The organism is Amycolatopsis sp. NBC_00355 (genome assembly GCF_036104975.1).
Lineage (GTDB): Bacteria > Actinomycetota > Actinomycetes > Mycobacteriales > Pseudonocardiaceae > Amycolatopsis.
Genome location: NZ_CP107982.1, coordinates 6,970,715 through 6,990,403 on the forward strand (window position 1 = coordinate 6,970,715; position 19,689 = coordinate 6,990,403).

Annotated in this window: 15 protein-coding genes; 9 read left to right on the forward strand and 6 right to left on the reverse strand. The window is 72.5% G+C overall.

The window, feature by feature from the left end:
- The first annotated feature begins 214 nt into the window (after positions 1–214).
- From cydB to OHS18_RS31735, 3 genes are read left to right on the forward strand one after another with little or no spacing between them, the layout of a single operon-like run.
- Positions 215–1,222: a cytochrome d ubiquinol oxidase subunit II gene (gene cydB / locus OHS18_RS31725; protein ID WP_328613352.1), complete on the forward strand. Its 1,008-nt coding sequence runs from the start codon at positions 215–217 to the stop codon at positions 1,220–1,222.
- A complete protein-coding gene (gene cydD / locus OHS18_RS31730) occupies positions 1,219–5,217 on the forward strand; it encodes a thiol reductant ABC exporter subunit CydD (RefSeq protein ID WP_328613353.1) in 3,999 nt (1,332 codons plus the stop codon). The genes cydB and cydD overlap by 4 nt, the downstream gene beginning before the upstream one ends.
- Before the next feature lie 59 nt (positions 5,218–5,276).
- A complete protein-coding gene (locus OHS18_RS31735; protein WP_328613354.1) occupies positions 5,277–6,662 on the forward strand; it encodes a GAF domain-containing sensor histidine kinase in 1,386 nt (461 codons plus the stop codon).
- Positions 6,663–6,874: 212 nt separating this feature from the next.
- Here the strand turns inward: OHS18_RS31735 and OHS18_RS31740 are convergent, their stop codons facing one another.
- The gene (locus OHS18_RS31740; protein ID WP_328446429.1) at positions 6,875–7,501 is read right to left on the reverse strand and encodes a response regulator transcription factor; all 627 of its coding nucleotides are present in this window, start codon (positions 7,499–7,501) and stop codon (positions 6,875–6,877) included.
- Between the two features lie 302 nt (positions 7,502–7,803).
- Between OHS18_RS31740 and OHS18_RS31745 the strand changes: the two genes are divergently transcribed.
- Positions 7,804–8,301 carry an excalibur calcium-binding domain-containing protein gene (locus tag OHS18_RS31745; RefSeq protein WP_328613355.1) on the forward strand — a complete coding sequence of 166 codons (498 nt, stop codon included), beginning with the start codon at positions 7,804–7,806 and terminating at the stop codon, positions 8,299–8,301.
- Positions 8,298–8,951 (forward strand): class F sortase, encoded by a 654-nt coding sequence (locus tag OHS18_RS31750; RefSeq protein ID WP_328446426.1) that lies wholly within the window; start codon positions 8,298–8,300, stop codon positions 8,949–8,951. The genes OHS18_RS31745 and OHS18_RS31750 overlap by 4 nt, the downstream gene beginning before the upstream one ends.
- Here the strand turns inward: OHS18_RS31750 and OHS18_RS31755 are convergent.
- Positions 8,948–11,230, reverse strand: coding sequence for a helicase-associated domain-containing protein (locus OHS18_RS31755; RefSeq protein ID WP_328613356.1), 2,283 nt, complete (start codon positions 11,228–11,230; stop codon positions 8,948–8,950). The two genes, OHS18_RS31750 and OHS18_RS31755, sit on opposite strands and share 4 nt — an antisense overlap.
- A gap of 14 nt (positions 11,231–11,244) precedes the next feature.
- Positions 11,245–12,042 (reverse strand): thermonuclease family protein, encoded by a 798-nt coding sequence (locus OHS18_RS31760; RefSeq protein WP_328613357.1) that lies wholly within the window; start codon positions 12,040–12,042, stop codon positions 11,245–11,247.
- A 193-nt stretch (positions 12,043–12,235) separates the two neighbouring features.
- Between OHS18_RS31760 and OHS18_RS31765 the strand changes: the two genes are divergently transcribed.
- Positions 12,236–13,636, forward strand: coding sequence for a 3'-5' exonuclease (locus OHS18_RS31765; RefSeq protein WP_328613358.1), 1,401 nt, complete (start codon positions 12,236–12,238; stop codon positions 13,634–13,636).
- Between the two features lie 73 nt (positions 13,637–13,709).
- Here OHS18_RS31765 and OHS18_RS31770 read toward each other — a convergent pair whose 3' ends face one another.
- The gene (locus tag OHS18_RS31770) at positions 13,710–14,027 is read right to left on the reverse strand and encodes a nucleotide pyrophosphohydrolase (RefSeq protein ID WP_328613359.1); all 318 of its coding nucleotides are present in this window, start codon (positions 14,025–14,027) and stop codon (positions 13,710–13,712) included.
- A gap of 135 nt (positions 14,028–14,162) precedes the next feature.
- Here OHS18_RS31770 and OHS18_RS31775 point away from each other — a divergent pair, with 135 nt between their 5' ends.
- The 3 genes from OHS18_RS31775 (at position 14,163) to OHS18_RS31785 (ending at position 18,307) form a co-directional block, all read left to right on the forward strand.
- Positions 14,163–15,095 (forward strand): nitrate- and nitrite sensing domain-containing protein, encoded by a 933-nt coding sequence (locus OHS18_RS31775; RefSeq protein WP_328613360.1) that lies wholly within the window; start codon positions 14,163–14,165, stop codon positions 15,093–15,095.
- 88 nt (positions 15,096–15,183) lie between these two features.
- On the forward strand, positions 15,184–16,521 hold the full coding sequence (locus OHS18_RS31780; protein WP_442875292.1) for a hypothetical protein: 1,338 nt from the start codon (positions 15,184–15,186) through the stop codon (positions 16,519–16,521).
- Positions 16,522–16,792: 271 nt separating this feature from the next.
- The gene (locus OHS18_RS31785) at positions 16,793–18,307 is read left to right on the forward strand and encodes a hypothetical protein (RefSeq protein ID WP_328613361.1); all 1,515 of its coding nucleotides are present in this window, start codon (positions 16,793–16,795) and stop codon (positions 18,305–18,307) included.
- A gap of 1 nt (position 18,308) precedes the next feature.
- Here the strand turns inward: OHS18_RS31785 and OHS18_RS31790 are convergent, their stop codons facing one another.
- The gene (locus OHS18_RS31790; protein ID WP_328613362.1) at positions 18,309–18,464 is read right to left on the reverse strand and encodes a hypothetical protein; all 156 of its coding nucleotides are present in this window, start codon (positions 18,462–18,464) and stop codon (positions 18,309–18,311) included.
- A gap of 209 nt (positions 18,465–18,673) precedes the next feature.
- Positions 18,674–19,606, reverse strand: a complete 933-nt coding sequence (coaA, locus tag OHS18_RS31795) for a type I pantothenate kinase (protein ID WP_328613363.1) — start codon at positions 19,604–19,606, stop codon at positions 18,674–18,676.
- Between the last annotated feature and the right edge of the window lie 83 nt (positions 19,607–19,689).

A 19,689-nucleotide genomic window follows, 5' to 3' on the forward strand; every position in this document is an offset into this window, starting at 1 on the left:
CTGACCAGCCAAAACCCTCTGCCGCAGGCCCAACCGCCCCCAAAGCAGCCCCCACCCGTCCCGGGGGGCGTCCCCGAACCCAGCGTATCGGCTTGGTCACTCTCACGGGTTACCCACAGCAAATCTGTGGACAACTCGACCACTTGTGGATAACTCACGGCGATCGAGGCTCGGCCACGGCCGAACGTCGGACCGAAGTGGTAGGGGGCGTCCGATGACCCTCGCGACGATCTGGTTCTGCGTCATCGCCTTCTTCTGGGCCGGCTACCTGTTCCTCGAGGGCTTCGACTTCGGCGTCGGCATGCTGCTGCCGGTGCTCGCGCGCGACAACACCGAGCGCCGCGTCATGGTCAACACCATCGGGCCGGTCTGGGACGGCAACGAAGTCTGGATGATCGTCGCCGGCGGCGCGATGTTCGCCGCCTTCCCCGGCTGGTACGCCAGTCTCTTCTCCGCCGCCTACCTGCCGCTTCTCCTCCTGCTGCTCGCCCTGATCGGCCGCGGCGTCGCCTTCGAATACCGCGGCAAGGTCGACTCGGACCGCTGGCGCCGCACCTGGGACCGCGTGATCATGGTCGGCTCGTGGATCCCGCCGCTCGGCGTCGGGCTGATCCTCGCGACGTCCGTCCTCGGCCTGCCCCTCGACGCCGAAGGCAACCGCGTCGGCTCCGCGTTCGCCGCCTTCCGCTGGGACACCCTGCTCGGCGCGATCGCCGTCGCCGCCTTCTCGATCACTCACGGCGCCGCGTTCCTCGCCCTCAAAACCACGGGTGAACTGCGGGAACGCGCGCGGAACCTGGCGATCAGGCTGCTGCCCCTCGCGATGGTGCCGGTCGTCGCGTTCCTGACGGTCGTCCAGTGGCGCGAAGGCACCCTGTGGACACTGCTCGCATTTGGGATCAGTGCTCTCGCTGCAGTAGTCGCCTGGCTGAAGCTGCGCGCCGACCGCGACGGCCAGGCGTTCGCCGCGCTCGGCGTCGTCATCGCCGGGGCCGCCGTCACGATGTTCGGCTCGCTCTTCCCGAACGTCCTGCCCTCGACCCTCGACGCCGCCAACACGCTGACCATCGCCGACACGGCGTCGAGCCCGTACACGCTGACGGTGATGACCTGGGTCGCCGTCTTCGGCGCCCCCGCCGTGCTGATCTACCAGGGCTGGACGTACTGGGTGTTCCGCAAGCGCATCGGCACCCAGCACATCCCGGCGGTCCACGCACCATGACGCAGCTTCCCGGGCGCGCTCCCCTTCTCGCCTCGGAGTCCACAGTGGACTCGGCGCGGCCGGGAAAGGGCCCGCTCGGCGCATTGCCGGCCCTCGTGCCGGCCGTGCGCCGAGCGCTGGCCCTGGTGGGATTCCTCTCGTTCCTCAACGCCGCCGCGCTGGTGGCCCAGGCATTCCTGCTCGCCGACGTCCTCGCGGCGATCGTCGGAGCGGGTTCCGGCGGACGCGCCGCCCAGCTGGCCGCGCTGATCGCGCTCGTCGCGACGCGCGCGCTGACCGGCTGGGCGGTGCGCACGATCGCCGCCCGCGCGGCGGCGACAGCGCAACGCGAGTTGCGCGCGAAAGCCGTCGACCACGCCCTGCGCCTCGGCCCGGAGTGGATCGCGCGGCGTGGCCACGGCGAGCTGACCGCGCTGACGACCCGCGGCCTCGACGCGCTCGACGCGTACTTCCGCGAGTACCTGCCCGCGCTGGTGACTGCGGCTGTCGTGCCGCTCGGCGCCGGCGCGGCGATCCTGTTCGCCGACTGGCCGTCGGGCGTGATCGTCGCACTGACCGTGCCGCTGCTGCCGGTGTTCGCGATCCTGGTCGGCAAGTTCACGGCCGGCCGCGTCGCCGGCGCCACCGACGCGACGCACCGGATGTCCGAGCGGCTGCTCGAACTGGTGCGCGTGCTGCCGGTGCTGACCGCGTTCCGCCGCGCGGCCGCCCAGGCCGAGACAGTCCGGAAGCTCTCCGAACGTCACCGCCGCGCGACGCTCAAGACGTTGAAAGCCGCCTTCTCATCGGCGTTCGTGCTCGAACTGATCGCGACGCTTTCGGTCGCGCTCGTCGCGGTCGTGATCGGCGTTCGGCTCGCGGGCGGCCACCTGCCGCTGGCCATCGGGCTGGGTGTGCTGATCCTCGTGCCGGAGTGCTACCAGCCGGTGCGCGCGGTCGGCGCCGCGTTCCACGCCAGCGAGGACGGCGTCGAGGCGGTCCGCCGGGTCGTCGACCTGCTGGCCGTCCCGGCGCCTGTCATCGGTTCTGCGGTTCCGGATGGTCGTGACCTGCACGTTTCTTCGTTGCGGGTGGCCCGTCGGGGCGGATTCGCGCCGGACGGCGAGACGTTCACGATCCGTCCGGGCGAGACGCACTGGCTCCGCGCCCCCAGCGGCGGCGGAAAATCGACGACGCTCTCAGCGCTCCTCGGCTTCGTTCCCGCGCACGACGGAAGCATCACGGTCGGAGCGACGGACCTCGCCGACGCCGACCTCACGCGCTGGCGCGAGCAGGTCGCGTGGGTGCCGCAGTCGCCGGTGTTCACGGGCGGCACGGTCCGCGAAGAGGTCGGCTCGGACGCCGGTCTTGCCGAGCTCGGCCTGGCCGGGCTGGCGGACCGTCCGGTGGCGAAGCTTTCGCTGGGGCAGCGTCAGCGCGTCGCGGTCGCGCGGGCCTTGCAGCGAGTGCGCGAAGGCGCGTGGCTCCTCCTGCTCGACGAGCCGACCGCCCACCTCGACGAGACCAGCGCGCGGCTGGTGCTCGACGCGGTGCAGCGCGCGGTCGACAACGGAGCCGCGGCGGTGATCGCGGCCCACGAGCGCACCGCCGCCGTCGCTATGTCGATTTCTCCTCCGGACGCGCCTGAACCATCCACAAAGGACTCATTCGCGACGCCGCTGCCCTGGCGAGCCTTCCTCGACGGACGCCTCTTCGGAGGCGCGGCGCTCGGCGCGGTGGCCCTGCTGGCCGGCGTCGCGCTGACCGCGACGTCCGGCTGGCTCATCGCCAAGGCGTCCCAGCAGCCACCGATCCTGACGCTGACGGTCGCCGTGGTCGGCGTCCGCGCGTTCGGCCTGGGCCGCGCCGGCCTCCGGTACGCGGAACGCCTGGTCACGCACGACGCCGCGTTCCGCATCGCAGGCCGCCTCCGCGTGCGGCTGTGGAATTCCCTGGTCCGCCTCGGCCCGGCGCGAGGCCTGCGCGCGGGCGAGGGTCAGCGTCGCCTGGTCGCCGACGTCGACACGGTGCGCGACCTCCTGCCCCGGGTGGTGTCGCCGCCGCTGGTGGTGGCGTTGGTCGCGGCCGGAGCGATCGCGGTCCAGGCCTGGGTCCTGCCCGCGGCGGGCTGGACGCTCGCGGCGGCGGTCGCGGCCGGCTTGTGCGCGCCGCTGGTCGCGCTGCGAGCCGAACGCCGCGCGACATCAGTGCTGGCGACCGGCCGACGCGACGTCGCATCGCGGGTCTTGGTGCTTTTCGAGGCAGCGGCCGAGCTGCTGGCGTTCGGCCGGGCGGCGGAGCATCGCCACGCCCTTGCCGAGGCCGACACCCGGTTGGTGACCCAGGCCCGCCGCCAGGCCTTCGGAGTGGGCGCGGCGGAGGCCCTGGTGACACTGGCCTGCGGCACGGCGGCGATCGTGAGCACGGCCTTCGCGGCCCAGGCAGTCTCGGCTGGACGGCTTGATCCGGTGCTGGCGCCACTGCTGGCGTTGGTGCCGTTGGCGTTGGCGGAGGTGCTCGCGCTGCTGCCGCCGGTGGCCCAGCACTGGGACACGCTGAAGCAGGCCCGCCACCGCCTGGCCGACACCCCCGACGGAGCCGCGAAGGTAGCTCCACGCGCCGGGCAGGGCAAGTCGGTGGCCGCCAGTTCGCGGCCAGCCGGTGCTGCGGGTGCCGCGGAGTCTCGCGCCGAGTTGGCGACGGCAGGAATGCGCCGGGCCACCAGTCGGCAACTGGCTGAGATTGCAGATGCCGCTGACCCTCCGGTCGAGGTGGCGGCAGTGTCGGGCTGGGCCGCCGCGCAGCAACCCGCTGGTTTTGGGGGTGCGACTGGGTCTCGCGCCGGGTCGGAGGCCGGGGCTGTCGGGTGGGAGTCGGCTGGCTTTGAGGGTGCGGCTGGGTCTCGCGCGGATTCGGAGGTCCGGGCTGCCGGGTGGGAGTCGGCTGACTTTGTGGGTGCGGCTGAGTCTTGCGTCGAGTCGGAAGTGCGGGCTGCCGGGCGGGAGTCGGCTGGCTTCGTGGGTGTCGCTGGGTCTGACGCCGAGTCGGAGGTTCGGGCCGCCGCGCAGCAACCCGCTGGCCTCGTCGGTGTCGCTGGGTCTGACGCCGAGTCGGAGGTCCGGGCCGCCGCGCAGCAACCCGCTGGCTTCGTGGGTACCGCTGGGTCTCGCGCCGAGGCGGAGGTTGGGGCTGCCGGGTGGGAGTCGGCTGGCATTGAGGGTGCCGCGGAGCGTCGGTTCGAGGTGGCGGCCTCCCGGTCGCGCAAGGCCGCCGGGTCGCGGTCGGCTGGTGTCGCGAGTGCCGCTCGGGCTCTGGTCGAGATTGCCGGACCTTCGGCTGAGCTCGAGACTGCTGTGCAGGTCCGGAACCCGTCGAGGGACCACGAGGTGCCGTCTGTTGAGCTGCGGGGTGCTGACCTCGGGTGGCCGGATGGGCCCGTCGTGTTGCGTGGTGTCGATCTGGCTCTTGCGCCGGGGACCTATGCGGCCGTCGTCGGGGGTAGTGGGGCCGGCAAGTCGACTCTGGTTGCCGCTCTTCTCGGGTTTCTCGCGCCGACTCGGGGTGTCGTCAGCGCGCCCGAGGGTGTTGTCTGGGCGCCGCAGGAGCCGATGCTTGCCGCCACCACCGTCGGCGAAAACCTTCGGCTGGCGCGGCCGGCCGCCACCGAGGACGAGCTGCGCGAAGCCTTGCATCGAGTGGCGCTCGACGACGTCGAGCCGGCGACTGTGCTCGGCAGTGGCGGTAGCGGGCTCTCCGGTGGGCAGGCGCAGCGTGTTGCGCTGGCGCGGGCCTTGCTCGGGGCGCCTTCGGCGGGGCTCGTGCTGCTCGACGAGCCCACCGCCCACCTCGACGAGCCGACCGCGCGCGTTGTGCGGGCGCGGCTTCGGGAGGCGCTCGCGGGGCGGACCGTGGTGCACGTGACCCACCGCGCCGACGAGGCCGAGGACGCGGACGTGGTGCTCGAGGTCCGGGACGGCCGGGTCGTCACACGAGTGCCGGTGGCCGGGGCGACGTGATCGATTCGCGCCGTGTCCTTGCCGCGCCGCCGCTGCGCCGCGCGATAATGACGGAACTCATGGATCCGACGCTTGCCGCGCGGGCGCTGTCCGCCGCCACCGAGATCACCAGCACCGCCCTGTCCGGCGACGACCCGGGCGCGGTGCTGGACACGGTCGTCGCCCGCGCCGCCGAACTCGCCGACGCCGACCTCGGCCTGGCCATGGTCAGCGCCGACGACGGCCGCGTGGTCGTCGAGGCCGCCCACTACGCCACACCTCACCCGGGCGAGGTCGCCGCGTCCGCCGACGGGCTACGCGCCACGCCGACTCGCACGGGGGTCACCGAGGTCGAGCCGGAAGGCGAGCCCGGGCGCGCGGGCGAGCCGAACGCCTCGGCCGGCAACGCCGTCGCGGGGTCAGCCGCGTCAGCGTCGACCGCACCGGAGCCGGACACTTCGCGGCCAAGCGCGCGCGGCAGCGAATCGGCGTCAGCCGCCGACAGCAGCGTTGCCGTCCCGGTGGTCGGCGAGTCGCTCCGCGGGCTGTCCCTTCCCGCCGACTCCGCGGCCGGACGGGTCGCTCGCGGTGGTGAACCCATCGCCAGCGATGACTTCACCGTCGATCCGCGGACCGCGCCCTACGTTCCCGCCGAACTGCACGGGTACGGGCCCTTCGCCGCCGCGCCGTTCGGGTCCGGGGGCCGCGTGCTCGGCGCACTCACCGTCTACCGGAAGCAGGGGCGCGAGCCCTTCTCCGCGGGGACGGTGGAAATGCTCGTCGCCTTCGCCGCGCAAGCCGGGGTGGTGCTCGCGCTCGCCGAGGGCGCCAACGCTCGCCACCGTGTCGCGCTCTACGAGGAGCGGGAGCGCATCGCCCGTGAGCTCCACGACGTCATCGTCCAACGCCTCTACGGCGCCGGGATGCAGCTCGACCGGGTGCGGCGCAACATGCGCAAGCGGTTCGCCCAGGCCGACGGCGCTCGCCTGTCCGACGCGATCGACCAGCTCGACCAGACCATCGAGGAGATCCGCGGGACCGTGCGCGCGCTGCGGTCAGCGGAACCTCGCCACGACACCGGCACACCGGCCGACCTTGCCGAATCGGCGCGCGGCGAGGTCCGTATCGCGGGGGAGCTGCTCGGCTACCCGCCGACCCTGGAGCTGTCCGGTGAGTTCGCCGACGTCCCCGCCGAACGCGCCGATCACATCCGGGCCGCCCTGCGCGAAGCACTGTCCAATGTGGTCAGACACTCCGGCGCGAGCGAAACCCGCGTCACTTTGGCCCGGGACTCGCACGGTGTGAAGCTCCGCGTCCGGGACAACGGTTCCGGCGTCCCCCAAGGTGTCGCCACTCGCGGCCTGCGCCACCTCGCCGAACGCGCGGACGCCGCGGGCGGGAAGTTCTTCCTGAACTCCTCACCCAGCCTCGGCACCCTGGTGGCGTTCGACCTGCCTCTCGACTGACAAGCACACCTGACTCGGGCTCACCCTTCTCGGGTCATCCAAGCCTCCTTCCCACGTCCTCGGGAAGAATCTTACCGAATTCTCGAACATATATTCGACTCACGTTCGAGTGAATCCGGAGTGTGCAAACCCGGCCTGACGTGGCGCACGGTGACACGGCCGTGAAAAGTACGCAGCGAACGGCGGCTTGCGGACAGTCCCGCTGCGGCGGGTTACTTCTCCCGGCGCGCGACCCAGGCGGCGGCCTGCGTCCGGCGCTGCATGCCGAGCTTCGCCAGCACGGACGTGACGTAGTTCTTGACCGTCTTCTCGGCGAGGAAGAGCCGCTCGGCGATCTCCCGGTTCGACAGGCCCTGGCCGATCAGCTCGAGCACGTCGCGCTCGCGCTCGGTCAGCGCGGCCAGCTCGTCCGTCGGCGGGTGGCGCATCTTGTCCAGCACCCGCGCGGTGCTCACCGGGTCCAGCAGCGACCGGCCGGCCGCGACCTCGCGGACGGCGGTCACCACGTCCTGCCCGCGCACCTGTTTCAGCAGGTAACCCGCCGCGCCGGCCATGATCGCGCCGACCATCGCCTCTTCGTCGTCGAACGCCGTGAGCATCAGGCACGCCGGCGGGTTCGGTTTCGACCGCAGCTCGCGGCAGAGCGTGATGCCGTCGCCGTCGCCGAGGCGGACGTCGACCACCGCGACCTCCGGCTCGACGTGCATCGCGACCGCCAACGCCTCTTCGACGCTGCCCGCTTCGGCGACGACCTCGATGTCGGGCTCGTCGCCGAGGAGGTCGCGGAGCCCGCGGCGGACCAGTTCGTGGTCGTCGACGAGCAGTACCTGGATCGGCATACCCCCAGGTTACGGGGTGGGCGGCCAATTCGCTCGAAGAGGTGACGGAGATCGTCCGACATTCCGACCGGTACGTATTACAACGAATTTCCGGGCGGACGAAAACGCTGGTCAAGGCGATTCGATCAGCGATCCGGCGAAGAATCACGAGGCGTCCGGATTTTGGTGGGGCGCTGGCGTTCGCCGGCGGCCGCGCGAATTTCGGAAATGTCCGTAACGGCCTCGACGTGGTCGCGATATTAACCACGCATCGCGGCGCCAGAGCCGTGTTCGATTCCGATTCTTCCCCGGAAGGACTTCCGTTGTCCTTATTTCGTCGTGCCCTGACGACGGCCGCAGCCGTCGCCGGGCTCGCTCTCCTCGGCCCCGTCTCCCTCGCCTCCGCGCAGCTCGCGACACCTCTCGCGGTCGGCGACGTGGACTGCGGCAACTTCCAGTACCAGGAGGAGGCGCAGGCGGTCCTCGACGCGACGCCGGGTGACCCCAACAACCTGGACTCCGACAAGGACGGCATCGCCTGCGAGTCCCTGCCGCACCGCCCGGTGCAGAACACCTCCAAGCCCGCGCCCACTTCGGCGCAGCCGCAGCCGTCGACGTCGACGCACACCACCCCGAAGCCGGCGACCACCAAGAAGGCCACCACGGGCGGCCAGGTCAAGGTCAAGCCGGTCGGCGGCGTGGCCACCGGCGGCGGTGAGCCCGACGAAGACACCCCCGGGTTCCTCCTGCTCAGCGGCGCCCTGCTGGCCGCGGCGACGTCCGGCGGGATGGTGCTCTACCTGCGCCGGCGCACGAGTTGAGGCGGCCGCACCCACCGCTGTGGCCGGCGATCGCGGCGGTCGCCGCCGCGCTCGGCGTGGTCGTGGTCGTGGCACTCGTCCTGGCCTTCTCGGCACCGGCGTCGGATCAGGTCGCGCCACCGCCGTCGCCGCCCTACACGAGCGCCGCGGGGGGCGCCGGTACCACGGCCACCCCGCCCCACGGCGGGCTCCCGGCGGCGAAACCGGCGTCGCTGAGCATCCCGGCGATCGGCGTGCGCGCCGGGTCGATCGCCGACCTCGGGCTCACGCCCGGCGGTGAGCTGCAGGTCCCGCCCGACGCGACGACCGTCGGGTGGTTCACCGGCGCGCCGTCGCCCGGCGAGGTCGGGCCGGCGGTGCTGGCCGCGCACGTCGACTACAAGCACGTGCCCGGTGCGTTCAGCAAGCTCAAGGACCTGCGCTCCGGCGAGCAGGTGCGGGTGGGCCGCACCGACGGCCGGACGGCGGTCTTCACCGTCTACCGCGTCGGCCGCTACGCCAAGGCCGACTTCCCGACGGACGAGGTCTACGGCGACACGACCGGGCCCGAGCTGCGGCTCATCACCTGCGGCGGCGCGTTCGACCACTCGAGCGGGAACTACCTCGACAACGTCGTGGCCTTCGCGAACCTCACCGCTGTCGAGGCTTAGGCCAGGTCGATCCGCGCCAGCTCCAGCCGGCGGTAGGCGCGGTCGTGCAGCGACCAGACGTCGAGGACGTCGTCGTCCAGCTCCGGGTACGCGACGACCAGCCGCGCGGGTTCGGCGCCGTCCGCGCGGTAGACGACGTCCACCGGGACGCCGGCTTCCAGCTGCCAGCAGAGTTGTTGCTGCTTCGGCGTGAGCCGCCCCGCGTAGCGGTCGCTCATCGCCCGCGCGAGCTGCCCGCGCTGCAGGTTCGGGCCGCTCGCCGGGGCCGCCAGCAGCCGGTCCGCGTGGGCCAGCGGGTCGGGTTTCCGGTCGGCGGCCTCGGGATCGCGGATGGCGACCTTCGGCTCGCCCTGCTCCCGGGCGGGCAGCACGATGCTCCCGTCGGCGGCGTGGTGCGTCGGCGCGTAACCGGCTTCGCGCAACGCTTCGAGCGTGCCGGACGCGTCCACTGTGGACGTCAAGACGGTCGGGGACACCGCACGCAGGCCGAGTTTCGCCAGCTTGCGGTGCGCGGCGATCTCGGCGAGCACCGGCGGTTCGCCGACGACGACGCTCGCGACGTCGAGCACCCGCGCCTCACCGTGGCGCCGCGCGACGTCGTTGATCAAGTACACCAGCGGTTGCGGCAGCTCGCCGGACGCGATCGCACCCAGCTCGTCGAGCAGGTCGGCGGCGGTGGCGCCCTGGTCGAAGGCCCGCCGGACGGTCGACGGCGAGAACCGCCAGCTGGTCGCCGTGCCCTGGGTCTCGCGATCGGCGGCGCGGTCCAGTCGCGCGGCGAGGCGGGCGTCGGGGGAGCCGGGGACGATCGCGGTCAGGTCGGTGCCGAACAACGCCGTCGTGCGGGCGTGGGCCACGAGCGCTTCGGTGACTTCCACGAGCTTGCCCGGGTCGAGCAGTGCGCGCCCGGCTTGGGTGACGGCGCCGTGCGCGACGGCGCCGAGCAGCTCACCCTCGGCGAGCACGGCCTGGACGTGCCCGGCGAAGTCCTCGGTCGGCAGCATCGGCGCGTGCCATTCGGCGAGCCGCGTCAGCGCGTCGGCGTCGGTGATCCCGCGGCCGGGGTCGAGACGCGCCAGCAGCCGGACGACCAGCCGCCGCACCTGCGCGCCGACGTCCGTGCCGTCCACCGGCGACGCGGAGTCCCACCAGGTCGTCAACAGCAGGCGGTGGAGCAGCGCCGGGGCGGGCCGGACGACGTCGGGGTCCGGTTCGAGCGTCGGCGGTGGCGTCTTCTGGCCCCGCCGCGGCGGGTTGGGCTCCTCGGCCAGCAGCAGCCCGGTCTGCACGGCGAGGTCGATGGCCAGCTCGATCTCCTCGGGGGTGCCGCGGACCTCCTTGGCCACCTTCTTGATCAGCCTCGACCCGATCGTGCCGTCCTTGAGCAGCGGAAACGGCTCGGCGGTCGCGAGTTCGAGCACGGCCGAGACGCGGTCGAGCAGCCGTAACGCGGCGGCCGACGACGCGGCTTCGGCCGACTCGGCCCCGATGTCGACGACGGGGCACCCGGGTTCGTTCGGCGTGAACGGCAGGTGGTGGTCCGGGCCGCGCAGGGCCAGCGACACCTCGACGGGCATGGCGGCGCTGCCGTAGTACGTCCCGAACAGGAAGCCGCGTTCGAACGCCCAGGCCTCCGGAGTACCCGGCAGCGGCGTCGCGGCGTTGACCTCGGGAACGCCCTCGGCCATGTCCCGCAACAGTTTTTGCACGGGCTCGGGCGCGGTGCCGGCCAGTTCGCGCAGGCCGTCGGCGTCGCGGAAGAACCCGACGAGACCCTGCAGCAGATCGGTTCGCCGCACGTCGTCCGGCAGCCCGACGGCCCGCGACAGCCGCGCGAGCCGCGTCGTGCCGAGCTCGCCGAGCAGGTCCGCGGCCGGGTGGCCGAGGCCGTTCGCGCGGAAGTCCGTCCTGCGCAGCAGCTCCGGCAGCGTGACGCCGCCGGGCTCGCGCCAGGCCAGCGCGCGCTCCACGAGTTCGTCCACAAAGGACTCGACGACGCCGGGCCCGGTGCCGAGCAGCCGGGCGGCTTCGGCGACCGGCGCCGGCCACGTCCCCAGCGCGTAACAGAGTTGCAAGGCCCGCACGACCTGCGCGTGCGGCGTCGGCAACCCGAGCAGGGCCTCGTTCACGGACGCGGCCGTGGCCAACCGCGCCGCGACGACGTCCAGCCGTCGCGGCCACGGCTCCCCGAGCACGTCCGGCCGGTGGGCCAGCACGGTCGCGAGGCGCTGCCGGTCGAGCCCCGCGAGCCGGCCGAGCAATCCGTCGGCGGTGGTCATCGGCCCAGGCTAGATCACCGTTCGCAGGCCACACCGTCGCCGTCGCGGTCGAGGGCGGCCCGGTAGCCGGGCTCCCCGCGGTACAGCGGCGCGGCGCCGGCAGCCTTGGCCGCGGTGCAGTTCTTGTAGTACGCGGCGGAATCCTGGTCCGGAGCGGGCGCGTCCTCCGTGGTCGGCGGCGCGGGCGGCGGCTTCGGAGCCGCCTTCGTCGCCACCTTAGCGGGCGGCTGCGGGACCGGCGTCGGGCTCGGGGTCGGGGTCGGCGCCGGGGCGTCGATCGTGCCGTTGCACGGCGCCGCCCACAGCCCGCTGACGGCCTGGTGCGCCGTGTTTTCGGCGGCTTGGAGCGTCGGCGCCGCGGCGCTGGTCGCGTACTTGAGATATCCGCTCTGAAGGGCCAGTGTCGCGTAATCCTGCCCGCCGGCCAGCGTCAGGGCGACACCGTCCACCGTTTCCGCGCCGAGCTGGACGGTTTTCCCGGAAAGGGTCGTGGTGGCCCAGGTCAGCGATTCCGCCGCGTAACAGCCGATGGTGGTGACGGGCGCGATGACGCCGAGCACGCGGATCGTTTTCCGGGTGCCGTCGCTGCCGTTCACCACGACGTCCGCGCCGTCGGTCACGGTCTCGACGGTGTAGGTCACGGCGACCGGCGTCAGAGTCGGCGTCGCGCTGGTCGTGCTGGTGGGAGCCGGGGCCGGCGGGGTGGCGGCCGTGAGCTTCGGTTCCGGCTCCTTCCCGAAGACGGCGCCGAGCATGAACAGGACGCCGAAAGCGGCCAGGACGATCTTCAACCAATTCGGTAGGCGCTTCATACGGGATTTCCTTGCTCTTCGACGCGACGTGCCGACGGTGTACTCGCGTAATCTCCCGCCGTTGTTACGCCGGGGCCGGTGATCGACCACCAGTCGTTATCCGGCGGAATCTAACCGTCACGATCGCGTCACGAACACTGTTTCCGTCGCGAAAAACCGTCACAACGGCGAGCGTTCGAGCGACCTGTCGGACGTGATCGAATCCCTCCCGCTGCTCGGGGCCGGCGGCTACCCCGCGCAGGGCATCGACTTCACCGCCCTGGAGATCCGGACGACCGGCCTGCGCCCCGGCCGCGTGGTCGAGCTGGCCGCGGTGCGGGTCCGCGCCGACGGTGTGGTGGCCGGCGAGCTGACGACGCTGGTGAACCCGGGGCCCGGAGTGCCGCCCGGCCCGGTCGTGCTGCACGGCATCACGCGGGAAGAGCTGGACGGCGCGCCGTCGTTCGGTGCCGTCCTGGGACCGTTGCTGAACTTGTGCCGCGGCAGCGTCGTCGTGGCCCATGACCTGCCGTTCCTCACCACCTTCCTGGGCAGTGAGCTCGCGCGGCTCGGCGCCCGGGTGCCGGTGCTGCCGGGCGTCGACGTGCTGACGGCCGCGCGATCCGCCGTCCGGCTGCCCAACTACCGGCTCGCCACCGTGGCTCCCGCCTTCGGAGTCCCGCGGCCCGGGACGTCGGCGTTGAGCGGCGCGCGGACCGTCGCGCAGCTGGCGACCGGCCTGTTCGGCCGGCACGGCTTCGCTTTCGCCACCCAGCCGGTGCTGCCCACGTTGCCGACGTTCGCCGCGGGACCGTTGCGGCCGCGCGAGGACGTCCCGGCGGTCGAGCCGGGCTGGATGGCCGACGCCGTCGAGCGGGTCGTCGCCGACCGGCCCGGTGGCGACGCCTATCTGGACCTGCTTGCCGGGGTCGTCGCCGACCAGCACCTTTCACCGCCCGAGGTGACGGCGTTGGCCGCGCTGGCGGACGAAGCGGGCTGGGACGGCGAGGGCGTGCGCTCGACGCACGAGCGGTTCGTGACGGCGTTGCGCGCGGTCGCGGAAGGGGACGGCGTGGTCACCGCGGCCGAGGCGCGCGAACTGCGTCAGGTCGCGACCGCGCTCGGAGTCGCGGACGTCGTCCGCGACCTGCAGCCCACGGCGGCCGGAAAGCCGACGCGGGTGCTCGTGCTCGGCACGACCGCGGCCGCCGACCAGCTGCGGGCCCGCGTGCTCGCGGAAGGTGTCCAGCTCGCGAAGAAGCTGACGGGGAGCGTCACGCACCTGGTGGCCGACACGACGGTCGCGACGAACGAGCCCCGGCTGGGACGGGCCGGTGAACTGGGCGTCGTCGTGCTCGGTGTCCGGGAAGCGCCGGTCGCGCTCGGGTTCGAGCCGCCGCCGGTGGTGCGCCCCGCGGTGGCGCGTCCGGTGGTGACCGACCGGGGGAAGCAGGTCGGCGGGCGGGTTCTGATGGGCGTCGGGCTGCTGCTGATGTTCATCGCCGTCATCGCGATGTTCGGCGGGACCCCGCTGGCCGGCGGGATCGTCTTCGCGGCTTTCGCAGTCGGGGTCCTGCTCGGCGGCTGGTGGCTCGCGGCGCCGGAAACCCGGTAGCCGCGGTCCGGTGCCTGGACCGAGTCCGGGTCGGGTGCCGGACCCAGGGCGGACGGTCCCGATCCTTCCGGGGTCAGCTCGGCGGCGGGAAGCGCAGCTCGTTGCGGTCGATCTTCGCGTGCGCCGCCGCGGGCAGGTCGACGCCCAGGCGGTCCGCCAGTTGCAGCAGGTAGAGCGTGACGTCGGCGATCTCGTCCAGGACGTTCTTCGCCAGCTCGGGGTCCGAGCGCCACGCGTCGGATTCCTCCGGTGTCAACCACTGGAACAGCGAGGTCAGCTCGCCCACCTCACCGGACAACGCCATCGCCAGGTTCTTCGGGGTGTGGTACGGCTCCCAGGAGCGCGCGGCCGCGAAGTCGCGGAGCCGCTGGGTCACGTCGTCGAAGGTCACGGGGCCGATTGTCCTCGGCGGTCACGGACCGCTAACGGCCGTATGGCGGACTGGCGTTGACCGGTGAATCTCTCACTCAATAGGTTGACCACCGTCGGGATGGTTGCGGGGCCAGGTGCTGGGAAAGGAACGTACTTGAAGTACCTGCGATCCGTGCGCGGCCGCATGCTGGGCATCGCGTTCATCCCCGGGTCCGCGCTCGTCGTCGTCGCGCTGGTGATCGCGGCTTTTCTGGTCCAGCAAGCGGTTCGGACGCGCGACCAGGCCATGGACACCGCCGCCGCGGCGGACCGGACGGCGCGCGCGGTCGTCTCGTTGCAGGCGCAGCGCGGGGCGGCGATGGCCGCGCCCGACCACCGGTCGTCGGCGTACGCGATTTTCACCCAGCGGATCGACGACGCGATCGCCGGACTCCGCGACTACGCGCGCCGCGCGCCCGACGCCGAATCCGGGTACCAGCAGACGACCGCGATCGAGCTGCTTTCCGTGGCGGAAGGCATGTACCGCGCGGACGCCCTCGCGCTGGCAGGTCTCGACAGCGTGACGCGGCGGTCGTTCGTCACCGCCGTCGCCGCCTACCGGGCCGAGCTGGCGCAGGTTTCCGGGCAGCTCACCGAGACCGGCCGGGAGGTCTACGAGGCCGTCACCCGCAGCGCCGATTGGAGCCGGCTCGCCGCCGCCGAAGACGCGCTCGGCGCCGCCGAACCCTTGCCCATCCCCGAATCCGCGTGGCGCAGCGCCGCCTACGCCGTCTCCAAGCAGCTCGGCGAGCTCTACAGCCGGCAGAGCCAGTACGCCGTGCAGCTGACCCTCGACGACGGCCGCCGCACCCTCGCCGGCGCGCTCGCGGCGGGCACCGGGATCCTGCTCTTCGCCGTCCTCCTGCTGGTGGTCGTCCGGCGGCTGGTGGCACGCGTGCCGGTGCCGGTCGTGCCGATCATGGTGCCCACGATGCACCCGGCGGCCCACACGGTCATCCCGCGGCCCCGCCACGCTCGGTCACGAACGGCGCGGGTGCCGGAGCCGTGGCCGAGGAAAGCCGTGCTCGAAGACCTGCGACACCGATGAAGCGCTCACCGAACGTGAAGTGCTACTCCGAAAAGAGCACGCGGTTGGCCCACACGCCACCTCGCCGTGGTCGGGCAGACTGGTGCGCGTGAGTCCCCCCTCGGATCTTCGCCCCTACCTGCGCACTTTGGACGCGGAGACGCTGGCGGACCTGTTGCACGCCCAAGCCGAGCGTGACCCTGAGCTACGCCATTCGCTCGAATTGCGCGCCGCGACCCAATCCGGTGACGTCAGCGAGGCGCACCGGCTGCTCGACACGGCGGTGACCGACGGGAACGTCGAGTACACCGCGAAAGTCGGCGCGGTCCTCGACACCCTGCAGCGGATGCTCGACGCCGGCAGCCGCGCCGACCTGGCGCCGCTGGCCCGCCGCACGGTCGACGACATCAGCGAGATGTACGAGCAGGCCGGCGACCACCCGGGCGACCTCGGCGACCGGCTGGACCGCGCCGTCGAGATCTACGCCCGCGCGTGCGCCGCCCGGCCGCCGGACCCGGAGAAGCTGGCCGACTGGATCCTCGAGGTCGAGTTCGACGGCCCCGGCCGCCCGGTGATCGACCTCGCCGAGTTCGCGCCGCCGCTGGGCGAACCCGGCCTCCGCCGGATCAAGTCCACTGTGGACGACGTGCTCGCCGCGAGCGGGCCCGGGCACCGCCGCGACGTGGCCGAGCGGCTGCAGGAACAGCTGGCCGAAGTGCTCGGCGACGTCGACGGGCTGGTCGCGATCCTGTCCGCCAAGCCGCCGCGCGTCGACGTCAGCCTCAAGATCGTGCGAGTGCTGCGGGCCGCGGGCCGGCACAGCGAGGCCATCGCGCACGCCGCCCGCGCGCTCACCCCGCACAAGCACCTCCGGCCGCCGCCCGCGAAACCCGAAGAGGACGACGACGTTTCGCGCCGCCGCAAGGAGTTCGACGAGCGGCCGGGCCGCGAGACGTACGCCGCGCTGCGCGAAGCCGCGTCGGACGCGGGGAAGTGGCCGGCGCAGCGCCGGGCCGCGCTGGCCCGCCTGCGCGAGCGGGCCGCCGACGGCGTCGAGCACGCCGACGAGCTGGCCCGTGTCCTGCTCGAGGACGGCCGGCCCGACGAAGCGTGGCGCGCCTGCGTCCGGTTCGAGGCATCACCGCAGGTCAGGCTCGAGCTGGCGGAGCTGCGCTCGGCCGAGCACCCGGCCGAGACGATCCCCGTGTTCCGCGCCGAGGTCGACGAGCTCATCGAGCGGAAGGACCCGCAGGCCTACCAGGACGCCGCGCGCCGGCTGAAGCTGTTGCGCACCTTGCACAAGCGCGCCGGAACTCCGGACGAATTCACCGCTTACCTCGGCGCCCTGGTGGAAACCCACAAGCGGAAAACGCGGCTGATCACGGAAATCCGCGCCGCGCGCATCGCCCTGCCGAAAGCCGTAACCTCACCGCGCGCGGCTCGTTGACCGGCTGAACCGGTTTGCACGTGCATCGCCGGCATCGAGCCCGCCAAGGCGGTCACACCGCTTCTGGCCAGTGATGTCGCGGTGGCCCTGTTCCACCGGCCGGCTCGGCGCCTCCCCGTCGAGCGGCCGGCGGGACCCGCGCCAGGGCCACCGCGACCTGCTCGGCCGTAACCGGACCCCCGAAGAGCGTGCTGTGACATCCGGGGCGTTGCCCCGGGTCGGGGGCTCCGCCACCCGAACCCCCGCAAAGCAGGCGTGAAAACATGACCCCATGAGCCCGGTGAGTCGCGCCCGCAAGAAGGCCCCCCAACCCGTCACGCACAGCGTGACCGGTCTGTTCAAGGACGTCCTGAACGACTTCTCGGCGATGGGCGCCGACCCGGCGCCGGTGGACGTCGAACTGCTTGCCTCCGAGGTGCTCGGCCAGTTCCACGACGTACCGCTCGAAGAGGGCGAAGAGACGCTCGGCCTGGAGCTGATCGCCTTCGCGCAGCGCAAGATCACCCCGGGCGCGGCCGCGCTGCTGGCCGCTCTGGCCGTCGTCGCGGAGACCGACGTCGAGCGCAAGGCCGCCGACGCCGGCCTGGAGACCGTCCTCGGCCGCGGCATCCCCGCGCCCCCGTGGGCCGGCGGGCTGGGCCGCGTCACCGCGGGCGAGTGCTGGCGCACCGGCGACGTCTACGGCGACGAGTCGTCCCTGCTCATCGTCTTCGGCCACGGCGACCAGGTGCACGGCCTGCTCGCGCTGCTGGACTTCACCGAGGGCGGCCGGGTGCGCGACCTCGTCGTCATCGACCAGCCCGGCGAGGTCCTCAAGGAGATGCGCGAACAGGCCGAGGCCGACCCCGAACTGGTCGTGCTGGAACCGGTCGACCCCGCCGACGCGCACCGCCTGATCGCCGACGGCCTCGACACGACCGACCGCCTCGACGAGGCGGACGTCAGCGAGGACTACGCACGCTTCCACGCCGTCGCGCTCACCTGGTGCCGCGCGCTGCCCGAGCCGTCGCTCGTGCCCGAGGTGGCCGAGTGGTCCGACACCGAGCGGGCCGCCGTCGTCGAGCAGTTCGCCGTCGCGAGCGGTGAAGACGCCGACGCCGCGCGCGCGATCGGCGGCCTGCTGCTGGAGCACGGCCTGCGCACCGACCCGGCGAACCCGCTGCGGGTCGGCCCGGAGAAGCTCGCGCGGTTCCTCGAGGGCCTCTTGGGCGAGGAGTACGAGCTGGACGCCGAGCACGAGGAGGCCGTCGAGCCGGTGGTGCTGGCCTGGGCGCAGTGGGCGGCCGGGCGCGAGGGCCTGACCGAGACCGCGACGGCGGCGCTCGAAGAGGCCGTCGCCGAGTACCTGGGCGAGTACAACGACGAAGACGACTCCCCGCTCGAGCGCTACTTCGGGGACGTCGGCGACCTGTCGCCGTCCGAGCTGGCCGACGCCCTGGAACGCCGGATGTTCGCCGTGCCGTCGCTGACGGCGGAGATCGGCGACGAAGAGGTCGACCTCGACCCCGCCGACCCCGAGCAGCGGCGCGCGCTCGTCATCGCCGAGGCGGACGAGGACGAGGAAGAAGAACGGCTGGTGCTGCGCGCCACGGTCGTCGACCAGCTGTGGGACGACGAGCCCGTCGAGGCCTGGCAGGCCGTTCAGCGCCTGCAGGAGGGCGAGCTCGACCGCGTCGAGATCTTCGACCGGCTGATCGACGCGCTGGAGAGCACGCTGCTGGAGTCCGAAGAGGCGCTCGAATACGACGCCGACGGTTACCTGGAGGCGCTGGCCGAACTGAGCTGACTCACGGGAGGGGGCCCGCCGGTTCGACGGGCTTGGTCCGGTGGTGCCGCTCCTGGAGCTTGTCGTCGAAGTCGACGACGAACGCCCCGGCGGCCATCGCGATCAGCAGGGCCAGACCGAGCACCGCACCGACCCACGTCAGGATCATCGCGAACATCGCGGGCCTCCTCCCAGCTCAGAGTCGTTTTCCTGGTTCCCTCAGGGTCGCTTTCGGAACCGGTCGCCGGTATCGGCCAACCGGTTACGGCTGAGCGGTCCACCTCGGCCGATCGGCCGGGAAACCGGAGCTGAGAGCCACAGCGCGTGCCCGGCCGTTCGCCCACAGTGGAAAAGACGACATGTGGGTGAACGGCCGGGGTGACGGTGTCAGAGTTTGCGGAGCCGGACCCGGTTGATCGTGTGGTCGGCGTCCTTGCGCAGCACCAGCGTCGCCCGGGGGCGGGTCGGCTTGATGTTCTCCATCAGGTTGGGCTCGTTGATGGAGTGCCACAGGTGCCGCGCCTCGGCGCGGGCCTCGTCGTCGGGCAGGTCGGCGAAGTGGTGGAAGTGCGACGCCGGGTCCGCGAACGCCGTGTGCCGCAGCTTCAGGAACCGCTCGACGTACCAGCGCTGGATGTCGTCGGTGTGGGCGTCGACGTAGATCGAGAAGTCGAACAGGTCCGACACCGTCAGCCGCGGGCCGGGCTGCAGCACGTTCAGGCCCTCGATGATGAGGATGTCCGGCCGCTGCACGACCTGCTCCTCGCCGGGCAGGATGTCGTAGGCGAGGTGCGAGTACACCGGCGCGGCGACGCGCTCGGCCCCCGACTTGACCTCGGTGACGAACCGCAGCAGCGCGCGCCGGTCGTAGCTCTCCGGGAAGCCCTTGCGGTGCATGATCCCGCGGCGCTGCAGCTCGGCGCCCGGGTAGAGGAACCCGTCGGTGGTGACGAGGTCGACGCGGGGGTGGTCCGGCCAGCGGGCGAGCAGCGTGCGCAGGACGCGGGCGGTGGTCGACTTGCCGACCGCCACGCTCCCGGCGATGCCGATGACGTACGGGACCTTCGTGCCGCGGGAGTCGTCACCGAGGAACGTCGTGGTCGCTTCGTAGAGCCGCTGGCGCGCGGCGACCTGCAGGTTGATCAGGCGGGACAGCGGGAGGTAGACGTCGGCCACCTCAGCCAGGTCGACCTGCTCGCCGAGGCCGCGCAGGCGCAGCAGCTCGTCCGCCGTCAACGGCAACGGCGTCGAACTTCGCAGTTCTTTCCACTGTTCCCGGTGCAGCTCGACATAAGGGCTGAGTTCGCGGACCCGGGTCATCGCACACTCCTCCGACCGTCGCCTGCACTGGCGGACGTTCACCTGCGTCCATCAACGGTAGGGCTTGCGGCCGTTGAACGCGC

Bases quoted from the DNA above. Each gene is read 5' to 3' on its own strand.
- cydB (WP_328613352.1), top strand. From the start codon at position 215: ATGACCCTCGCGACGATCTGGTTCTGCGTCATCGCCTTCTTCTGGGCC.
- cydD (WP_328613353.1), top strand. From the start codon at position 1,219: ATGACGCAGCTTCCCGGGCGCGCTCCCCTTCTCGCCTCGGAGTCCACA.
- OHS18_RS31735 (WP_328613354.1), top strand. From the start codon at position 5,277: ATGGATCCGACGCTTGCCGCGCGGGCGCTGTCCGCCGCCACCGAGATC.
- OHS18_RS31740 (WP_328446429.1), bottom strand. From the start codon at position 7,501: ATGCCGATCCAGGTACTGCTCGTCGACGACCACGAACTGGTCCGCCGC.
- OHS18_RS31755 (WP_328613356.1), bottom strand. From the start codon at position 11,230: ATGACCACCGCCGACGGATTGCTCGGCCGGCTCGCGGGGCTCGACCGG.
- OHS18_RS31760 (WP_328613357.1), bottom strand. From the start codon at position 12,042: ATGAAGCGCCTACCGAATTGGTTGAAGATCGTCCTGGCCGCTTTCGGC.
- OHS18_RS31785 (WP_328613361.1), top strand. From the start codon at position 16,793: ATGAGCCCGGTGAGTCGCGCCCGCAAGAAGGCCCCCCAACCCGTCACG.
- OHS18_RS31790 (WP_328613362.1), bottom strand. From the start codon at position 18,464: ATGTTCGCGATGATCCTGACGTGGGTCGGTGCGGTGCTCGGTCTGGCC.
- coaA (WP_328613363.1), bottom strand. From the start codon at position 19,606: ATGACCCGGGTCCGCGAACTCAGCCCTTATGTCGAGCTGCACCGGGAA.